The sequence below is a fragment of the Pseudoalteromonas sp. SG41-2 genome, from assembly GCF_014164535.1.
GTDB classification, from domain to species: domain Bacteria; phylum Pseudomonadota; class Gammaproteobacteria; order Enterobacterales; family Alteromonadaceae; genus Pseudoalteromonas; species Pseudoalteromonas rhizosphaerae.
This window is the reverse complement of record NZ_JACJFK010000005.1, coordinates 243743-260494: the sequence shown is the minus strand read 5'-3', so window position 1 is coordinate 260494 and position 16752 is coordinate 243743. Positions and strand designations below refer to the sequence as shown.

Annotated in this window: 16 protein-coding genes, 1 tRNA gene and 1 pseudogene; 10 read left to right on the top strand and 8 right to left on the bottom strand. The window is 38.4% G+C overall.

The annotated features are described in order from the left end of the window. The first annotated feature begins 698 nt into the window (after positions 1-698). From H5186_RS06265 to arsJ, 3 genes are all read left to right on the top strand, one after another. Complete coding sequence (locus H5186_RS06265; protein ID WP_182719228.1) at positions 699-1541, top strand: metalloregulator ArsR/SmtB family transcription factor; 843 nt, start codon at positions 699-701, stop codon at positions 1539-1541. Positions 1542-1640: 99 nt separating this feature from the next. Further along, positions 1641-2651, top strand: coding sequence for an ArsJ-associated glyceraldehyde-3-phosphate dehydrogenase (locus H5186_RS06260; RefSeq protein WP_145238745.1), 1011 nt, complete (start codon positions 1641-1643; stop codon positions 2649-2651). 6 nt (positions 2652-2657) lie between these two features. Then, the gene (gene arsJ, locus H5186_RS06255; protein WP_182719229.1) at positions 2658-3887 is read left to right on the top strand and encodes an organoarsenical effux MFS transporter ArsJ; all 1230 of its coding nucleotides are present in this window, start codon (positions 2658-2660) and stop codon (positions 3885-3887) included. Here the strand turns inward: arsJ and H5186_RS06250 are convergent. Further along, positions 3881-4648: an EAL domain-containing protein gene (locus H5186_RS06250; protein ID WP_064668622.1), complete on the bottom strand. Its 768-nt coding sequence runs from the start codon at positions 4646-4648 to the stop codon at positions 3881-3883. The genes arsJ and H5186_RS06250 overlap by 7 nt on opposite strands. 226 nt (positions 4649-4874) lie before the next feature. Between H5186_RS06250 and H5186_RS06245 the strand changes: the two genes are divergently transcribed. Continuing rightward, the gene (locus H5186_RS06245) at positions 4875-5294 is read left to right on the top strand and encodes a hypothetical protein (RefSeq protein WP_182719230.1); all 420 of its coding nucleotides are present in this window, start codon (positions 4875-4877) and stop codon (positions 5292-5294) included. A gap of 61 nt (positions 5295-5355) precedes the next feature. Here H5186_RS06245 and H5186_RS06240 read toward each other — a convergent pair whose 3' ends face one another. Together H5186_RS06240 and H5186_RS06235 are read right to left on the bottom strand one after the other, a co-directional pair. Next, positions 5356-5523 (bottom strand): hypothetical protein, encoded by a 168-nt coding sequence (locus tag H5186_RS06240; protein ID WP_182719231.1) that lies wholly within the window; start codon positions 5521-5523, stop codon positions 5356-5358. Between the two features lie 8 nt (positions 5524-5531). Beyond that, positions 5532-6257: a zeta toxin family protein gene (locus tag H5186_RS06235; protein ID WP_182719232.1), complete on the bottom strand. Its 726-nt coding sequence runs from the start codon at positions 6255-6257 to the stop codon at positions 5532-5534. Positions 6258-6365: 108 nt separating this feature from the next. Between H5186_RS06235 and H5186_RS06230 the strand changes: the two are divergent. Beyond that, positions 6366-6818, top strand: a pseudogene (locus tag H5186_RS06230) (site-specific integrase); the annotation flags it as partial. A gap of 41 nt (positions 6819-6859) precedes the next feature. Here the strand turns inward: H5186_RS06230 and H5186_RS06225 are convergent. From H5186_RS06225 to rtcR, 5 genes are all read right to left on the bottom strand, one after another. After that, complete coding sequence (locus tag H5186_RS06225; protein WP_182719233.1) at positions 6860-7285, bottom strand: hypothetical protein; 426 nt, start codon at positions 7283-7285, stop codon at positions 6860-6862. A 35-nt stretch (positions 7286-7320) separates the two neighbouring features. Further along, positions 7321-7545, bottom strand: coding sequence for a hypothetical protein (locus H5186_RS06220; protein ID WP_182719234.1), 225 nt, complete (start codon positions 7543-7545; stop codon positions 7321-7323). A gap of 142 nt (positions 7546-7687) precedes the next feature. Further along, on the bottom strand, positions 7688-8437 hold the full coding sequence (locus tag H5186_RS06215) for a hypothetical protein (RefSeq protein ID WP_182719235.1): 750 nt from the start codon (positions 8435-8437) through the stop codon (positions 7688-7690). A gap of 225 nt (positions 8438-8662) precedes the next feature. Continuing rightward, a tRNA-Ile gene (locus tag H5186_RS06210) sits at positions 8663-8739 on the bottom strand. A gap of 255 nt (positions 8740-8994) precedes the next feature. After that, a complete protein-coding gene (gene rtcR / locus H5186_RS06205) occupies positions 8995-10605 on the bottom strand; it encodes an RNA repair transcriptional activator RtcR (protein WP_310736624.1) in 1611 nt (536 codons plus the stop codon). A gap of 499 nt (positions 10606-11104) precedes the next feature. Between rtcR and H5186_RS06200 the strand changes: the two genes are divergently transcribed. Genes H5186_RS06200 through H5186_RS06180 form a run of 5 tightly spaced genes read left to right on the top strand, consistent with a single transcriptional unit; the run spans position 11105 to position 16711 of the window. Continuing rightward, complete coding sequence (locus H5186_RS06200) at positions 11105-12274, top strand: slipin family protein (protein ID WP_182719237.1); 1170 nt, start codon at positions 11105-11107, stop codon at positions 12272-12274. Positions 12275-12325: 51 nt separating this feature from the next. After that, entirely contained in the window at positions 12326-13549 is a 1224-nt protein-coding gene (locus H5186_RS06195; RefSeq protein WP_182719238.1) for an RtcB family protein, read from the top strand. Positions 13550-13559: 10 nt separating this feature from the next. Beyond that, positions 13560-14609, top strand: a complete 1050-nt coding sequence (gene rtcA, locus H5186_RS06190) for an RNA 3'-terminal phosphate cyclase (RefSeq protein ID WP_182719239.1) — start codon at positions 13560-13562, stop codon at positions 14607-14609. Between the two features lie 28 nt (positions 14610-14637). Then, positions 14638-15906, top strand: coding sequence for a multifunctional CCA addition/repair protein (locus H5186_RS06185; protein WP_182785183.1), 1269 nt, complete (start codon positions 14638-14640; stop codon positions 15904-15906). Next, positions 15893-16711: a nucleotidyltransferase domain-containing protein gene (locus H5186_RS06180; protein WP_182732045.1), complete on the top strand. Its 819-nt coding sequence runs from the start codon at positions 15893-15895 to the stop codon at positions 16709-16711. The genes H5186_RS06185 and H5186_RS06180 overlap by 14 nt, the downstream gene beginning before the upstream one ends. Positions 16712-16752 lie beyond the last annotated feature (41 nt).

The following is a 16752-nucleotide window of genomic DNA, read 5'->3' as shown; positions in this document are numbered from 1 at the left end:
CTGAGCCATGATCAAACTCTTCAATTAAAAGTTTTTTGTCTTTCGACAGCTCAATGAATTCTGAATTTATTTAATATCTTTCGATATTGAATTGACTGTGCCGAAGCAACTTATAAATAAGTTACCTCTGTTGGTCACTCAGCTTCTCTTTCGAGAAATCACATTGAGACTCTAAATTTTTTGCCTTGCTTAGCTATCTAAAAGAAAGTTAAGCTCGGCTGTTAGAACTCAATCTGTACGAGTGCCCACACAGATGATTGCTTTATATTGTTAAAGAACGTTGCGATTAAAGTTAAACTTTATCTCGCTAGGGATGCGCATATTACGCTTTCCTATTTTTTTGTCAACACTTAATTTTAAACTTTATTAAAAATCTAAACTTAAGTTTTACTCGACTAACTGATTAACTCTTGCCTCGCTAAGCGTTGCTGTCTGCCGTCTCAGTGGGGTCGCATTATAGGGCGCGGCGAATTTTACGCAAGCGTTTTTTAAAGAAAACTATAAAAAACATGCCTTACGCTTGCTTTTTAGCCAAGATGCTTAAAAACACATCTAAAAAATAGATAATCGCTATTGTTCAATCCTTCTAAAATAGGGTTTCACATTCATATACGTTGATATTAATAACACTAGTATTGTATATATGAAATTTCATATATACACTTAATGGATATTGTCAGTCAGAATATTTAATTTACATGTCCCAAAGTAATAGCTCAAAGCAAAGTGTGCTCTTTCTGTGCACTGAGAATTCAGCCCGTTCACAAATGGCAGAAGTATTACTGCGAAATAAAGCGGGAGAGATTTTTGATGTTTATAGTGCTGGGATCGCTCCTAAAGATATTGATCCTAGAACAATTAATTGTTTGCAAAAGTTTAACTTGCCGATAACTGAGCTCAGCGCAAAACATATAGCTGAGTTTACAGATAAGACTTTTGATTATGTTATTACGCTATGTAAAAGAGCAAACAATGAATGCAGAGCTTATAAAGGCGCACTGTTGCAACTTGCGTGGGATATTGCAGATCCAACAGTAATGGTAGGTTTAGAGCCCTTTGTCGTAACCCTCTATGAACTTGATAAACGACTGGATATGTTTATTGACGTACACGGTAATATTAATAACCTGCAATCACATCAGTATGTGCCACTATGTAGTAGTACCATCTCAGGTCAAGATAACGAGTTATCGATAGATCCAAGCATATTTTATAAATGCTTAACTGATCAGATCCGATTAAAAACTTTAATGTTAACCAACTACTATGGCGAGTTATGTGTTTGCGAATTAATGGTAGCACTGCAAGAGCAAAGCCAACCAAAGGTATCGCGTAACTTAGCCGTATTAAAGAAAGCCGGCATCATTACAGATAGAAAGCACGGACAATGGGTGTTTTACCAAATTAATCCAAGATTGCCACAATGGAGCAAGACGATTATTAGTACAACCACTGAAAGTAATCTCCATCTGATCATCAACAGCCTTAAGCGATTAGCGACTATGCATAAACGACCTAATAAAGTGAGCTTTTGCAGTTAACGATAACTTTAATAAACACAGCACAATTTAACATTGGCTAACGTAATGAAGCGCTAGCTTTACCGCACTTACAACCCAACAATTAATCAGGATGTAATTATGACAGTAAAAGTAGGTATAAATGGTTTTGGCCGTATGGGCCGATTATCAATGCGCGCAGCATTTGATTGGCATGATATAGAAATTGTCCATATTAACGATCCAGGCGGTAATGCTGAAACATTCGCTCATTTAATGACGTTTGATTCAGTACACGGTAAATGGCATCACGAAGCAAGTCATACTGAAGATACTATTATAATTAATGGTAAAACAATTGCTTTTACGCAAAACACTAAAACAGAACAGACTGATTGGTCTAACTGTGATGTCGTTATTGAAGCGTCGGGTAAAATTAAAACCAAGGCACTACTGCAAGCTTACCTAGATCAAGGTGTAAAACGCGTTGTTGTTACAGCACCAGTAAAAGAAGAGGGTATTTTAAATGTAGTAATAGGTGTAAACGACCACCTTTATAATAAAGAGATTTACCCAATCATTACCGCTGCATCATGCACAACTAACTGCTTAGCACCAGTAGTAAAAGTTATTCATGAAAAAATTGGTATCAAGCATGGCTCAATCACCACCATTCATGACATAACCAACACCCAAACAATTATTGATGCGCCGCATAAAGACTTACGCCGTGCACGTTCATGTGGCACAAGTTTGATCCCCACTACAACTGGTTCAGCTACTGCTATAACGCATATTTTTCCAGAGTTAAAAGGTAAACTAAATGGCCATGCTATTCGCGTACCGCTAACTAACGCATCAATTACTGACTGTGTATTTGAACTTGAGCGCGGTACTACCGTTGCTGAAGTAAATAAATTACTTAAGGATGCTGCTGAAAATGAACTAAAAGGCATAATGGGCTACGAAGAACGCCCACTGGTATCTATTGACTACAAAACCGATCCTCGTTCCAGCATCATTGATGCGCTATCAACCATGGTGATCAACGACACTCAAGTAAAACTTTATGTGTGGTACGACAATGAATGGGGCTACGCGAACCGAACTGCGGAACTGGTACGTAAAGTTGGTCTAGCTGACAAGGAATAATTAACCGTGGATCGATTCACAGCACTCTCCCCACAAATAAAACAATATTTGATCATTACCGGTAATTACTGGGCATTTACTTTAACTGATGGCGCATTGCGGATGCTCGTGGTGCTGTATTTTTATCAATTAGGTTACAGCCCACTTAGTATTGCTATGTTGTTTTTGTTTTATGAAATTTTTGGTGTGATCACCAATTTAGTGGGCGGATGGCTGGGAGCTCGATTCGGCCTGAATAAAACCATGAACATTGGCTTAGCATTACAAATTGTGTCTTTGGCAATGCTTATGGCACCTGTAGATACACTCACCGTAATTTATGTGATGGCTGCGCAGGCGCTTTCAGGGATCGCAAAAGATCTGAATAAAATGAGCGCCAAAAGCGCTATTAAGTTACTAGTACCAAAAGACGCGCAAGGCCAGCTTTTCAAATGGGTGGCTATTTTAACGGGTTCTAAAAATGCGTTAAAAGGTGTTGGCTTCTTTTTAGGTGGCGTACTGCTGACTTTGCTAGAGTTTCATGGCGCAATGCTAATCATGATCTGCATGCTCACTATGGTTTGGCTATTTAGTTTATTCGCATTAAAAGAAGACCTAGGCAAAGCTAAAAATAAAGCCAAATTTAGTGAGCTGTTCTCCAAAAGCAAAGCCATTAATGTACTCTCAGCCGCACGAATGTTTTTATTCGGCGCAAGAGATGTCTGGTTTGTGGTTGCCTTGCCTGTATTTTTAGCCGCAACCTTTGGTTGGGATCATTGGTGGGTTGGCGGCTTTATGGCAAGCTGGGTGATTGGCTATGGCATAGTGCAGTCTTTTGCGCCTCATATTACAAACATAATGAGTACAGGAAAAAAATCAGTTCAGGTGCCCTGTGGCCGTAGCGCTTTTTTATGGGCCAGTTACTTAACAGCTATACCGGCCATTATTGCCTTAGCTCTGCATTTTGACTTTTATATACAAGCATCCGTTATTATCGGTTTACTGATATTTGGTGCGGTGTTTGCGATTAACTCATCATTGCATAGCTATTTAATTGTAAGGCTTGCTGATAGTGATGGCGTGTCACTTGATGTAGGCTTTTATTATATGGCCAATGCTATGGGGAGATTACTAGGCACTGTTTTATCGGGCTGGGTGTATCAACAATATGGACTTGAAGCCTGCTTATGGATCTCAAGCTGCTTTATTGCCCTAGCAGCACTGTTATCGCTGGCACTACCAAAGAGTAATCAATAGTCAATAAAATCAACTACTGGCAAGCTCTCAAAGCCTGGTTTAGCAAATAAATACCCTTGCATTAACTCAATACCTGCGGCTTTTAACCATGTATATTCTGCAAGGGTCTCAATCCCCTCTGCTAATGGGGTGATATTTAATTCACGAAGCATATTTAAGCTATGAGTCACTATTGATTGGCGTACTTTATCTGAATCGATATTTCGGATCAGCTCCATATCGAGCTTAATAATATCCGTTTGAAAATCGGCTAATAAATTAAGGCCCGAGTAACCAGATCCAAAATCATCCAGAGCTGTTGTAAAGCCTAGAGATTGATAATATTCAACCACTCGCTTAATGTGAGCACTGTCTTCTATTTTCTCAACTTCAGTAAACTCAAACATAATTCGTTGCGTCGGAAAGTTATATTTTTTAGCTGCTTCTAAGGTGGTACGAATACACCGCTCAGGCTTATAAATAGCATTGGGTAAAAAGTTAATGCTAAGCATAGAATCAACCCCTAACTTAGCGGCTAAAGCAATCGCTTTTATTCGACAGAACTGATCAAAAGTATAACGATTTTCTTCATTTACTTTTGCGATAACAGAATATGCAGACTCATTATTAATGCCTCGCACTAGAGCTTCATAGCCAAAGATAGAGCGCGTCTTACAATTTACAATTGGTTGAAATGCCATAGTAAAATCAAAGCCTAGGCCTTCTAAATCGGCACAGTCATTACACGATACCTTTTCACATTCAGTTAGTTTGTCATTCATTCAGCACAACCCATTTTTGTCTATTTTTTCATAGTAGTAGAGTTAAAAGCGAAAGCCAACCTTACTTTAACTATTGCATATAAAATCAAGTTCACTATGCAGATATTCCTTAACGCTGCACTTTGAAGAATAGAAAGTATATTTCAAGCCCCCAAATATGGAACGCTTAATGCATTTATTTTTTAAACCAAATAACTTGTCAACTTTTTGCCGCACGGGACACGCAATGAATCTAACAAATATACCTTCATCACTGCTTACAGATCCAAACTATTTAAAGCAAACACAAGCAGGCACACAGCAAACAAATGACAAAGAAAAACTAACTTCTTCCACTGAAGTGGAGAATAGCGATGAAAACACTGCTGAAAATAAAACTGACAACGATGAGACTGTAGAAACTACACAGCAACAAATGATTAAAAACATTAAAGAACTACAAGAAAAAATACGCGCGCTTGAAGCTGACAGCAGCCTTACCAAAGCAGATCAACAATCACAAAAAGCTGAATTACAAAAAGAGTTAGATCAAGAACTTGTTTCAATCCAACTTAGCGTAAAAAAGAACGTATCAACTTTGATGGGAAGTTTATTCTCGTCAGCAGGCAACACCAGCTCAGGTTTATTGTTTAACTATAGTGCTTAGAATTACTTTCTAACTAACACTCTCAAAACTAAAAAAGTCCCATTGCGGGACTTTTTACTAATTATTTTTGGATAGCAGACGCTTTATTTACAAGCTGCACTTGAGAGGTAATAGCGCGATCAATAACTTGGCTATAAACTCGCTTCTTCTCGCTTGAGCTAGAATCTAGCACAAAATCTGAAAGCTTAGAGTTTTGCGTTGGCTTTGGCTTTATTAAATTTGAAAACATAAACACTCCTAAAGCTCGTTTTTTGAGCTGGATGGTGATTCTATCAGGCTCTGTAGATCTTCTCTAGTGAATTTTTCATCTAAATGATGCTCTATTGCCTGAACATTATCGTGATAAAAACGTGTTTTGCCCTTATTATTTTTAACTAATAAATCCACTTGAATTTGACTACCGAACTTGAGCTTAAGTTCCCTTATAACCTCCTGAGAAGCAAAGAACTGATCAATAAAGGTATCAGCTAGAATTCTACGTCCCTCTAGCTTTTCTCTTGCCTCAACGAACTCCCAAGCCAGCTCTGGTTTTTGATATACAAACAGAATTAGTACTTGCCTTTCCTTACGGATAGAGCGTTCAATATTCTTTTTTGCAACATCATAACTTGCCAAAGTTCCATCTAACAAAAAAGACTGCTTGTTTTTAAACGCATGATCAAGTGTTCTCTCAACAATAAAAGATACAGCACGATGAAATAAATACGAGTTATCACCTGTATAACCAGGTATAAGCTCTCTTAGTTCATCAGGATCAAGCCTTAATACATTATCAGCTCCAATTTCTTCCAAAAAGGCTTTTGAAGCTTCAGTTTTACCTGCACCAGGCGAACCAGCCATGAAAACAGAAACTGGCCTTGTATCGGGAGGAAACTGGTTTTTGTCTGTTAACTCGCGAGCTATACGAGTCCTATTACTTTTAGCATAGCTTATTGCCTGTCGTTCTAGTTCTTCTGGTGCCATATAAAACCTTAATCATCTCTATTCATTATGTCACTTAAGTAGTTATTCGCAAGTGATTCAAATTCAGAATATACCCTAGGGCTCTTCTCGTTTTTTTAATGGCAAAAAAAATCACACGAACTTTTAACAATAGCCAGAGTATCAGAGCGTAAAGCAGACAAGCGACCAGCTCTAGACTGCAAATGGCTTGGTCGAGAAGGTTGTATTTATACAGTGAAAGGCAAAGGCGGCCTAATCCGTGATGTACTAATACCGAATGCATTAGCTACACAGTTAGAAGAAAGGCGCTTAGCACAGCCTATAACGGTTCGTGATAGAGAAATTAACTATTTGCAACGCTACAATATTGGTGGAGGCCATAAATGGTCATGTTCATTTTCAAAAGCATCTAATCGCGCTCTATTTTTTTCTAATGGTGCCCATGGCCTTAGACATAGCTACGCACAAGAAAGAATGGATGAACTTAAAGGTTTGGGGCTTAGTAGGCAAATAGCTCTCGAAACTGTATCACAAGAGCTAGGTCACTTCAGGGCTGAAATTACTGAGGTTTATTTAAGGTAATACGTAATAACACTTAATTGATCAGTTTTTTGAGCCCAGCTTCATAAACCAGAAATGAAGTTACTACAGGCAATCCTAAATACCCCTTCAGACAGTAGCTCTCGATTTGACTTGATCAATAAGTGCTTATCTCGAACAACTTTAAGCCAGCAAATATATAAATCAAATAATTCATCTTTTGATTCCATTTGATTTGGAGCTTTTTCAATCTTAACCAATAATATCACCAACCCCTCAAGTATAGATATTATATTAAGCTTTAAGGATATAGCTAACCTAGCCGTTGATGGAGTGAGTACCGATAAGTCATTATCGCTTGGGTACAACTTTCCGTCTATAAAATCACGACGATACTCTGTTAGCATTTTCGAGATTTGATCTAAGCTAAGCCCACTGCTTTTCACTTTCTGATTAGCACTCGAGATCACTTCTTCAAATACACCTTCTAAAAATAACTCACTTTTCATTTCCTGAAGTTTTACTTTGAACTCTTCATTTATTTTTAATACTTCTTCAATGCTATTACAATTCTGATGCTTTCAGCCCAGCTTAAACCTACACTAGATAACTTAAAGACAGTGTCATCACCCTCTATTATTTTCAAAGACCAGTGAACCAAATAAGCATCAAGTTTTGATGTTATATTTCGCTGTTGATGTGCAACTTTTATTGACTCCCTAAAATAAAAAACTAAAACCGCACTAATAGCAGCCCAAAACAATGTCATGTTATCTCCAAAAATACTGTAAAAGTTCAATCGTGTGCATATTCAGTCGCTACTTACCAGCCGCTCTTTATAATCAATAGAGTTTTTATGGACAACATAAAACATTGATTTCAAGGTAACATTAACTTGGGCTTGATATCTTTCACTTTTTAATTGCCCCTTCTCTAATTAAAAATTCTCTTGCTTTTGATAGTTGCACCTTATTTTTACCTGCTACTAAAATATCTTTTTCAATAGTTTGTAATTGTTGCTCAAGCATTGAGTTAGCTTCAGCTTGATTTATTTTCCCGAACTTAATCATTGCTGTACGCAGCAACCCTGCTGAATCAAGAAATAGTTTAATATTTTCGATTGCTTGATAAATTTGAATGGCATCAAGCTTTAAGAACTGCTCTTTATCTGAAAGGTACGAGCTAAATTGCTTAATAATTACAACAACATTTTTTAGCTTCTTCTCATAACGTTGGTAAAAGATAAGAGCATCTTTCGGGAGTTCAGCTTGTTGTTCAAATGTCAGATAAGTCTTTGTTAGGCTGTCAATATGAAGCTCTACTAATCCCTCAAAACCAACTATATTTTCGTATGAATGACTATTGTTTTCTCTAATCATATCTTCAAAAATAATTGATATCGCGTGTGAAAAAGTAAACTCATTTTCAGGGATCGGAGTGTCTACTTGAGCTTCTATTTTCTCAAAAAAAGATTGTAACCATGCATTTGCAGCAACCAAAAAACTTAACTGAGATACATAGACATAAGCAATACGATGTTCTAAGTCCTTTTTTATTTTATTTTGGGCTATAACTCTAACTTTAAAACTCAAGAAAGCTGATATTAGGGCTCCAAATAAACCACTTAGTATAGAAATCAGTAGGGTATAGCCATTATCCATATATTGCCTCATATGCTTTAACAGCCAATAAAATAATGACTGCAATGAATCCTTTTTAGTTAGCTCTATTAAAAAGAGACCAAATGCTTACTTTAAAGATATTAATTGCAATATCAATTAATATGATAGGACTATTTTTAATAATTGATTTATAGTAAAAAGTAGCACAGAGGTAGCACAGGGTAATTTCGGTTAGTAGTTATTTACTTGGAAAGCTTTTAAAAGTGGTGGCCCCTCCCAGACTTGAACTGGGGACCTAACGATTATGAGTCGTGTGCTCTAACCAACTGAGCTAAGGGGCCATTTTGTATTAGCTTATGTTTTTTAAAAAACAAAGCTAAATTTTTGAAGCGTTTAACCACCTAAGCGACTAAAGCGGGTTGCAGTATAAAAAGTTTTTACTGGCTTGTCACTAGCAAAAACCTTTATTTTAACAATCAATAAGCCAACTGCTTAAATAGTAGCCGTAAAAGGTATAATTAAAGAGTTAAGCTATTACAACTCTCTGGATATTTAACGTTGTTGATATCCGTTAACTCATTACATACCCATAGTTTTTAACTATATTTTGAGTTAGAGGAGATATCACTCCACTTCAAACCAAATTTATTCAAATATTTTTGCAAGCGACTAGAGTCGTTAGCTTGAGACTTAAGCGTGCGACTTACGTTAAATAACTCCCTGCCAGCTGATGCCATACTATTGTGACGCTGGCAGGTAGTAAGTACGTGGCTAAGCTGATTAATATCAAAGTTATCTAACTCTTCTATCTGAGTATTTTCAAGATAATCACAAAGGACAGTCGACGCTAACTTTTGATTTTGCGGATACCAAGCTTGCTTTAAGCGATCTATTTCATCTTTAACATCTTCTACTGTGATACGTGAAGAATCAGCCAATGTGCATAATCTTGTAATTGCAGAGCTCAAATCACGAAAGTTGCCAGTCCATAATGCCTCGTTTGAAGTGGCAAAACCAATGAAGGCATTTTTAGCTTCTTTATTAAATTGCACGCGATCCCCCATTTTTTTAGTATAGAGATCAACTTCGTAATCAATATTTGCTGGAATATCTTCTTTTCGATCTTTCAGTGCTGGTAATTCGTATGCCCACAGGTTAATACGAGCAAACAAGTCACTTCTAAAATGACCTTGAGCTATCTCTTTTTTTAAATCTCTATTGGTACCTGCAATTAACTGAAAATTGCTTTGAACAGGTGTATCGCTACCAACTGGGTGAAAAACTTTATTTTCAAGTGCATGCAGCAGCATTGCTTGCTCTTCTAAACCCAGCTCGCCTATTTCATCTAAAAATAACACGCCATCATGAGCGCTCAATAAAAAACCATCTCTTGCTTGCTGGGCCCCCGTAAAAGCCCCTTTCGTATGGCCAAATAACGCAGCCATGGCATTCTCGCCTTTTAAAGTGGCACAATTTACAGAAACCAACGTGCCTTTTAGCATTGAACGCTTTTTCTTTAATTGAAATATACGGGTTGCAAGCTGGCTCTTACCCGCCCCAGTAGGCCCAGTTAAAAGCATGGGATCGTGTGAGCGAATTGCTACTTTTTCTATTTGTGTGATCAGTTGATTAAAGAAAATATTTTTAGTTTCTATACCGCCTTTTAAAAACTCCTTACCTTGCTGATGCTCAATATCAAACCGCGTAGCTAATTGATCATACTTAGATAAATCCAAATCGATGATCTGTATACGCCCTATCGATTTATTATTGTTATTATGATCTGGTGATGTTTGAATCAAACGCCCTGGAAAGTGCCGGCTTTCTGTAAGCAAGTAACTGCATATTTGCACAACATGCGTACCCGTTGTGATATGAAATAAGTAATCGTTTTTATCAGTATCAAAAGTGTAGTGTGAACACCAATCAAAGAGCTTGGCATACACTTCTTCAAAGTCCCACGGATCGCTAAAATTAAGCTGGTGCAACTGCACATTAGTTTCAGGAGAGACAGACTCAATATCCACTGCAACATTATTAGCAAGGCGACTACTGTGATTGTCATGCAGCATATGTAGCTGGTTAACGATTAGATTATCTTGACTACATAAACTTATATTAGGCCGCCACTTAGCCCATCGATCGACTCTCTTACCGACATAATCTAACTGCGTACCAATTAAGCTAACGACTACTGTATCTTTCACAACCGTATCCATATGGATAAAAACACTACACAAAACAATACAAAATAACGAAAGATCTATCAAGCGCAACAGCTAGAAATACACAAATTTAGTTAATTTAAGCCTTAAAAACAACAATTTAAAAACAAATAAAAATATTTAAACAAAACTGGCACATGACTTGTAATTACCTAGGAGTCTGATTAATTAGGTGTGATTCAAAAAGTCACTCTGGTGCGCTCAACACTGTTGCCGCGTATTCCTAATCAAACAATATTGAAAAGTTAAATTGGTGGAGCAGCGGTTCGCCGTCTGCCTTGGGTTCGAATCCCATCTTAAACATACATATAAAGACGTTAGTAAGTCGTTATTACCAATGCTTGATAAACGCCTCAGACGAATGAACGGTGGCAAGCTGGACGCTCCCCATCGCTATGCAGTTTTGGGCCTTTATTAAACAAGTATTTAACTCTTACTAACCCCTTAATTTAAGGGGAGTAAAAACAATAAGGAATTTAAAATGTTAAGCAAAAAATTATTTCAAAAAATAGTCGAGATCACTGAAAACCAAAGAGTGCTAGTGTACAAAAATCAACAACTAATAGATGTACTCACACCTGGAAAACATAAACGTTGGGATTTTAAAAATGAATTATCGTTTGTTTATTTTGATATAAACACGCTGTACTTTTCAGAACAAAATGCTGAAAGGCTGTATCGAAATAATCCACAGCTAAGTGAACATATTTTTCACTGTAAGCTAAGTAATACGGAAGTGGGCCTGTTATACGTTAATGACCTACTTGAAGGGATCGTCGCACCTAGCGAACAATTATATCTGTGGCAAGACGCGGGTGATATTCGACTAGAGAAAGTATCTATCGACGAAGAAATAGCCCTAGATGATAAAACGCTTTTTTTAATTAACCGTGCTGGCGCAAATACAGCGTCACGTTTAATTAAAAGTGAGCGTACTGTTGCAGTTAAACCTATTGCGGATTTAAACATAGCAAAAGAGCACATTGGTTTACTGTATGTAAATGGTCAGCTATTAAAACAACTAACACCTGGTCATTACGGTTTTTGGCAATTTAATCATGAGATTGAATTAAAAACCTTTGATTGCAGAACGCAGTTACTCGAGATCTCAGGACAAGAGATCCTCAGTAAAGACCGCGTAAGCTTACGCATTAATTTGAGTGCCAATATTAAAGTACATGACGCTCAGCTTGCAGCACGAAGCGTTGATAACGTGAATGACTTTGTCTACAAAGCGTTGCAGTTAGCATTACGTGAAGCCGTTGGCACAAAATCGCTCGATGATATCCTTTTGGATAAGTTGTACGTAAATGAAACGGTAAAAGAGCTGGTTGCACAGTCTTTAACAGACATTGGTATCACCCTAGAGAATGTCGGGGTAAAAGACATTATTTTGCCAGGTGAAATGAAAATAATATTAAACCAAGTAGTTGAAGCGCAAAAAGCAGCAGAAGCCAATGTAATTAAAAGACGCGAAGAAACGTCAGCAACCAGAAGCTTACATAACACTGCAAAAATGATTGAAAACAACCCAACACTAATGCGTTTAAAAGAGCTGGAAGCATTAGAAAAAGTCGCCGAACGAATAAACAATCTGACCGTGTACGGTGGATTAGAAGGATTAATGAACGGCGCAGTAAAAATAGCCTAACCAGAAAGCGTTACGCAAAAGTAATAATGAAAAGAATTGAGGAAAAAACGAATGTGTAAAAATTATAACGTAATCGAAAACCAAGGTAGTGTACCAATTAAAGCGTGGACCAAAGGCGTGCTGTTTGAAGAGCAAGCCCAACAGCAACTCAACAATATTGCACGTATGCCCTTAGTGCATTCACATATTGCGGTGATGCCAGACGTGCATTTAGGTAAAGGTGCAACCATTGGCAGTGTTATACCATCAGTAAATGCGGTTATTCCCGCCGCAGTGGGTGTTGATATTGGCTGTGGAATGGTCGCCACTAAAACAACTTTAACAGCAAGCCAACTACCTGATAACTTGTTGGCGATTAGACATGCTTTTGAGTCAGCAGTCCCGCATGGCAGAACTAGCAATAGAGGCAAAGCAGATAGAGGTGCATGGCATAACATACCCGATATAGTTGCGGGTGAGTGGCTAAAGTTACAGGCGCGGTTTGAACTTATTTGTGAAAAACATCCAGCAATAAAAAAAAGCAACAACGTTCATCACTTAGGCACCATGGGAACAGGCAATCATTTTTTAGAACTGTGTTTAGATGAGCACGATACTGTATGGATCATGCTGCACTCTGGCAGCCGTGGCGTGGGTAACCGCATTGGTACATATTTTATTGAGTTAGCTAAAAAAGAAATGCAGCGCCATCAAGTCAATCTACCCGATATGGATTTAGCCTATCTTGAAGAAGGCAGTGACTTTTTTGATGATTACGTTGAAGCGGTTGAATGGGCACAAGACTTTGCCGCCAAAAACCGCGAAATTATGATGTTTAATGCCATAGCGGCATTACGTAAGCAAATACCTGTAGCGTTCTCAACCCATGAACTTGCAGTAAATTGCCACCATAATTATATTTCCCGTGAGCATCACTTTGGTAAAGACTGCTTTGTAACACGTAAAGGGGCAGTAAGAGCTGAAAAAGGGGAAATGGGCATTATTCCAGGCAATATGGGCGCACGATCTTTTATTGTTCGTGGTTTAGGAAACCCTGAAAGCTTTAATAGCTGTAGCCATGGTGCAGGCCGGGTTATGTCTAGAACAAAAGCCAAGAAGGTGTACAGCGTTGAAGATCAAATTGCCGCCACACAAGGCGTAGAGTGCAGAAAAGATGCAGCAGTTATTGATGAGATCCCTCATGCATACAAAGATATTGAAAAAGTAATGACAGCACAAAAAGACTTAGTTGAGGTGGTTTATACCTTAAAACAAATAGTTTGTGTAAAAGGATAAAGATAATTATATGACCACACAATTTATAAAAATAGATGGCTCACAAGGTGAAGGCGGCGGCCAAGTATTAAGAACCGCCCTAACACTCTCTATTTTGACCCAGCAAAATATTGAACTTTACAATATTAGAGCAGGTAGAAACAAAACAGGGCTATTACGTCAACACCTGACATGTGTTTTAGCGGCACAAGAGATTTGTGGTGCCAGTATTGAAGGCGTTGAACTTGGCTCAACGCATATTCGCTTTTCGCCGGGCAAAATAAAAGCCGGTAACTTTAATTTTGCCATTGGTAGCGCAGGCAGCACCGTATTGGTATGCCAAACAATTTTACCTGTATTGGCACTGGCACCAAACTGCTCAACCGTCACATTTGAAGGCGGCACACATAATGGAATGTCACCTTCTTTGTGCTTTTTAGAACAGTCATTTTTGCCCATACTAAAACGCATGGGTGTTGATTGCCAGATTAAAACAACAGCACTCGGGTTTTATCCTGCAGGCGGTGGAAAGTGGCAAATAAGCGTTCAACCAACAACAAAGCTTAAGCCAATTAAGTTAACTACTGCTGGTGCTCAATTTGCTAAACAAACGAATAATTGCTCTCTAACGGCACTAGTAAGCTCACTGCCATCAAGCATAGGGCAGCGCGAAATTAACACAGCTAAAAAAGTCCTCAATTGGCACGATTCACCAAGCCTTGTGCAAAACGTGATCACCCCAGGCCCGGGTAACAGTTTTCAATTAGGTATTGATAGTGAAACGCATCGTTCTGTTTTTGAGGTCAGGGGAGAAAAAGGATTATCAGCACAAAATGTAGCAAAACGCGCAGCAGGCAGAGTCAATGTATTTATTCAATCTCAGGCGGCAGTTGAAGAGTATTTAGCCGACCAACTATTACTCCCCATTGCACTGGCAGGAAGCGGCAGCTTTACAACAACTAAACCTAGCTTGCATACAATAACGAATATAAATGTTATTAAACACATATTAGGAAAAGAGATACAGTTAAAGCAATTAACACAGTGCCTGTGGCATGTTTCACTAGCACAAGACACTTAAGCAGGATTAAAAATACAGCGGTAAAGTAATGAATAATAAACTTAAAAAAGTCTACTTAGTCGGCGGAGCAGTGAGAGACTCATTACTAGGCCATCAGTCAAAAGACAAAGATTATGTTGTAGTAGGCGAGACACCTGCCACCTTAATCGCATTAGATTATCAGCCTGTTGGCAGTGATTTCCCGGTTTTTTTGCACCCAAAAACCAAAGACGAATACGCATTAGCCCGTACTGAACGAAAAAATGGCAAAGGCTATACTGGCTTTACAGTGGATGCCAGCACTTCGGTGACTTTAGAAGAAGATTTAGCTCGGCGGGATTTAACCATTAATTCAATGGCGATGGATGATCAAGGCAATATTATCGATCCTTTTAATGGCCAAGCTGATTTAAAAAACAAAATACTCAGGCACACTACCGCCGCTTTTGCAGAGGATCCCGTACGCGTGTTACGGATTGCACGTTTTCTTGCCCGTTTTGGTGAGCAATGGTCAATACACCCAGACACTCAAGCGCTTATGAACAAACTAAAAGAAAGCGGCGAACTTGCGCACTTAGTACCCGAACGTGTATGGAATGAGACCGAAAAAGCATTGAGCGAGAAACACCCGCAGTTATTTTTTCAAGCGCTTAATGGTTTAGGGCTATTTCCTGAAATTGAAGCGATGCAAGGTATCCCTCAACCTAAAAACCACCACCCTGAAGGGGATGTTTACATTCACACCATGCTGGTACTAAAGCGAGCTGCTGATTTAGGTTTTGATATTGAAACACGCTTTGCCGCCCTCACCCACGACTTTGGCAAAGCCTATTGCTATCAGCAGTATGGGAATTTACTTGGTCATGAGCAAAGAGGTATTAAGGTAATTAATGAATTTTGCGAACGCTTAAAAGTACCGAATAAATTAAAAGCGCTGGCAGTTTTAACAAGTGATAACCACACCCGCTGTCACACATTATTTGAGCTAACACCTAAAAAAGTACACAAACTCATTGTTGAAAAAATGAATGCGCTTGAACATCCACACCGTTTTTTACAGTTTCTTCAAGCGTGTTTATGTGATGCGCAAGGTAGGGGCGAAGACTTTGTAAATAAAGACTATCCACAATTCCAATTAGCGCAGTCACTATTAAATGCATTAAAGCAACTCGACAGAAAAGCCATAGTACAACAAGCAATTTCAAGAGGTAAAAGCGGCCCGCTAATTGGTGCAGCAATGCGAGAAGCGGAAATAAATTGTTTACGCGATTGCCTAACCGAATTAAAAAATAAAGAGTTACACCATGAAAATAAATAACCAAGAAAATACGGTAGATCAGCGCATCAACAAAGATATTCACACTGAAATACTACGCAGAATAAAAGCCGCAGAAGCTGAGCACAATGTTAAGGTACTTTACGCGATAGAGTCAGGTAGCAGAGCGTGGGGGTTTGAATCTCCTAACAGCGATTACGACGTGCGATTTATTTACGCGCACCCAACAGACTGGTATTTAGCAGTAAACCTTGAAGATAAACGCGACGTGATTGAATACCCAATCGTCGATGAAATAGATATAAACGGCTGGGATATTCGCAAAGCCCTAAAATTATTTTATAAATCTAACCCCGCGTTTATCGAGTGGCTACAATCACCCATTGTGTATGTAGATGACCACCACTTTGCAACAAAAGCGCGCGAATTACTGCCACTTATCGCGTCATCAACACGAGGAATTTATCACTACTTGCATATGGCTAAAGGCAATTTCCGTGAATATCTTAAAAAAGAGCAAGTCCCCCTGAAAAAGTATTTCTATGTTTTAAGGCCTTTATTAGCAATTATGTGGCTTGAAAAATATAACGAGCCGGCACCTATCGAATTCGATACTTTACGTAAGTTAGTAGCGGACAATACCCAGCTTAATCAGGCAATATCGGCACTGCTGGCATCAAAACGCGTCAGTTTAGAGAAAGAGTATATTAAAAGTGTGCCAGTGATTAATGAGTTTATTGAGTCAGAACTAGCGAGACACGAAAACTACACATCAAAATTTGAAACAAGAGACGTCGATTTTGAAGAATTAAATCAATTTTTTGTTGAAGTGCTTGAGTCCAACTAAGTATTACTCAAAGTAAATAAACATTAGACTCATTTAGGAGA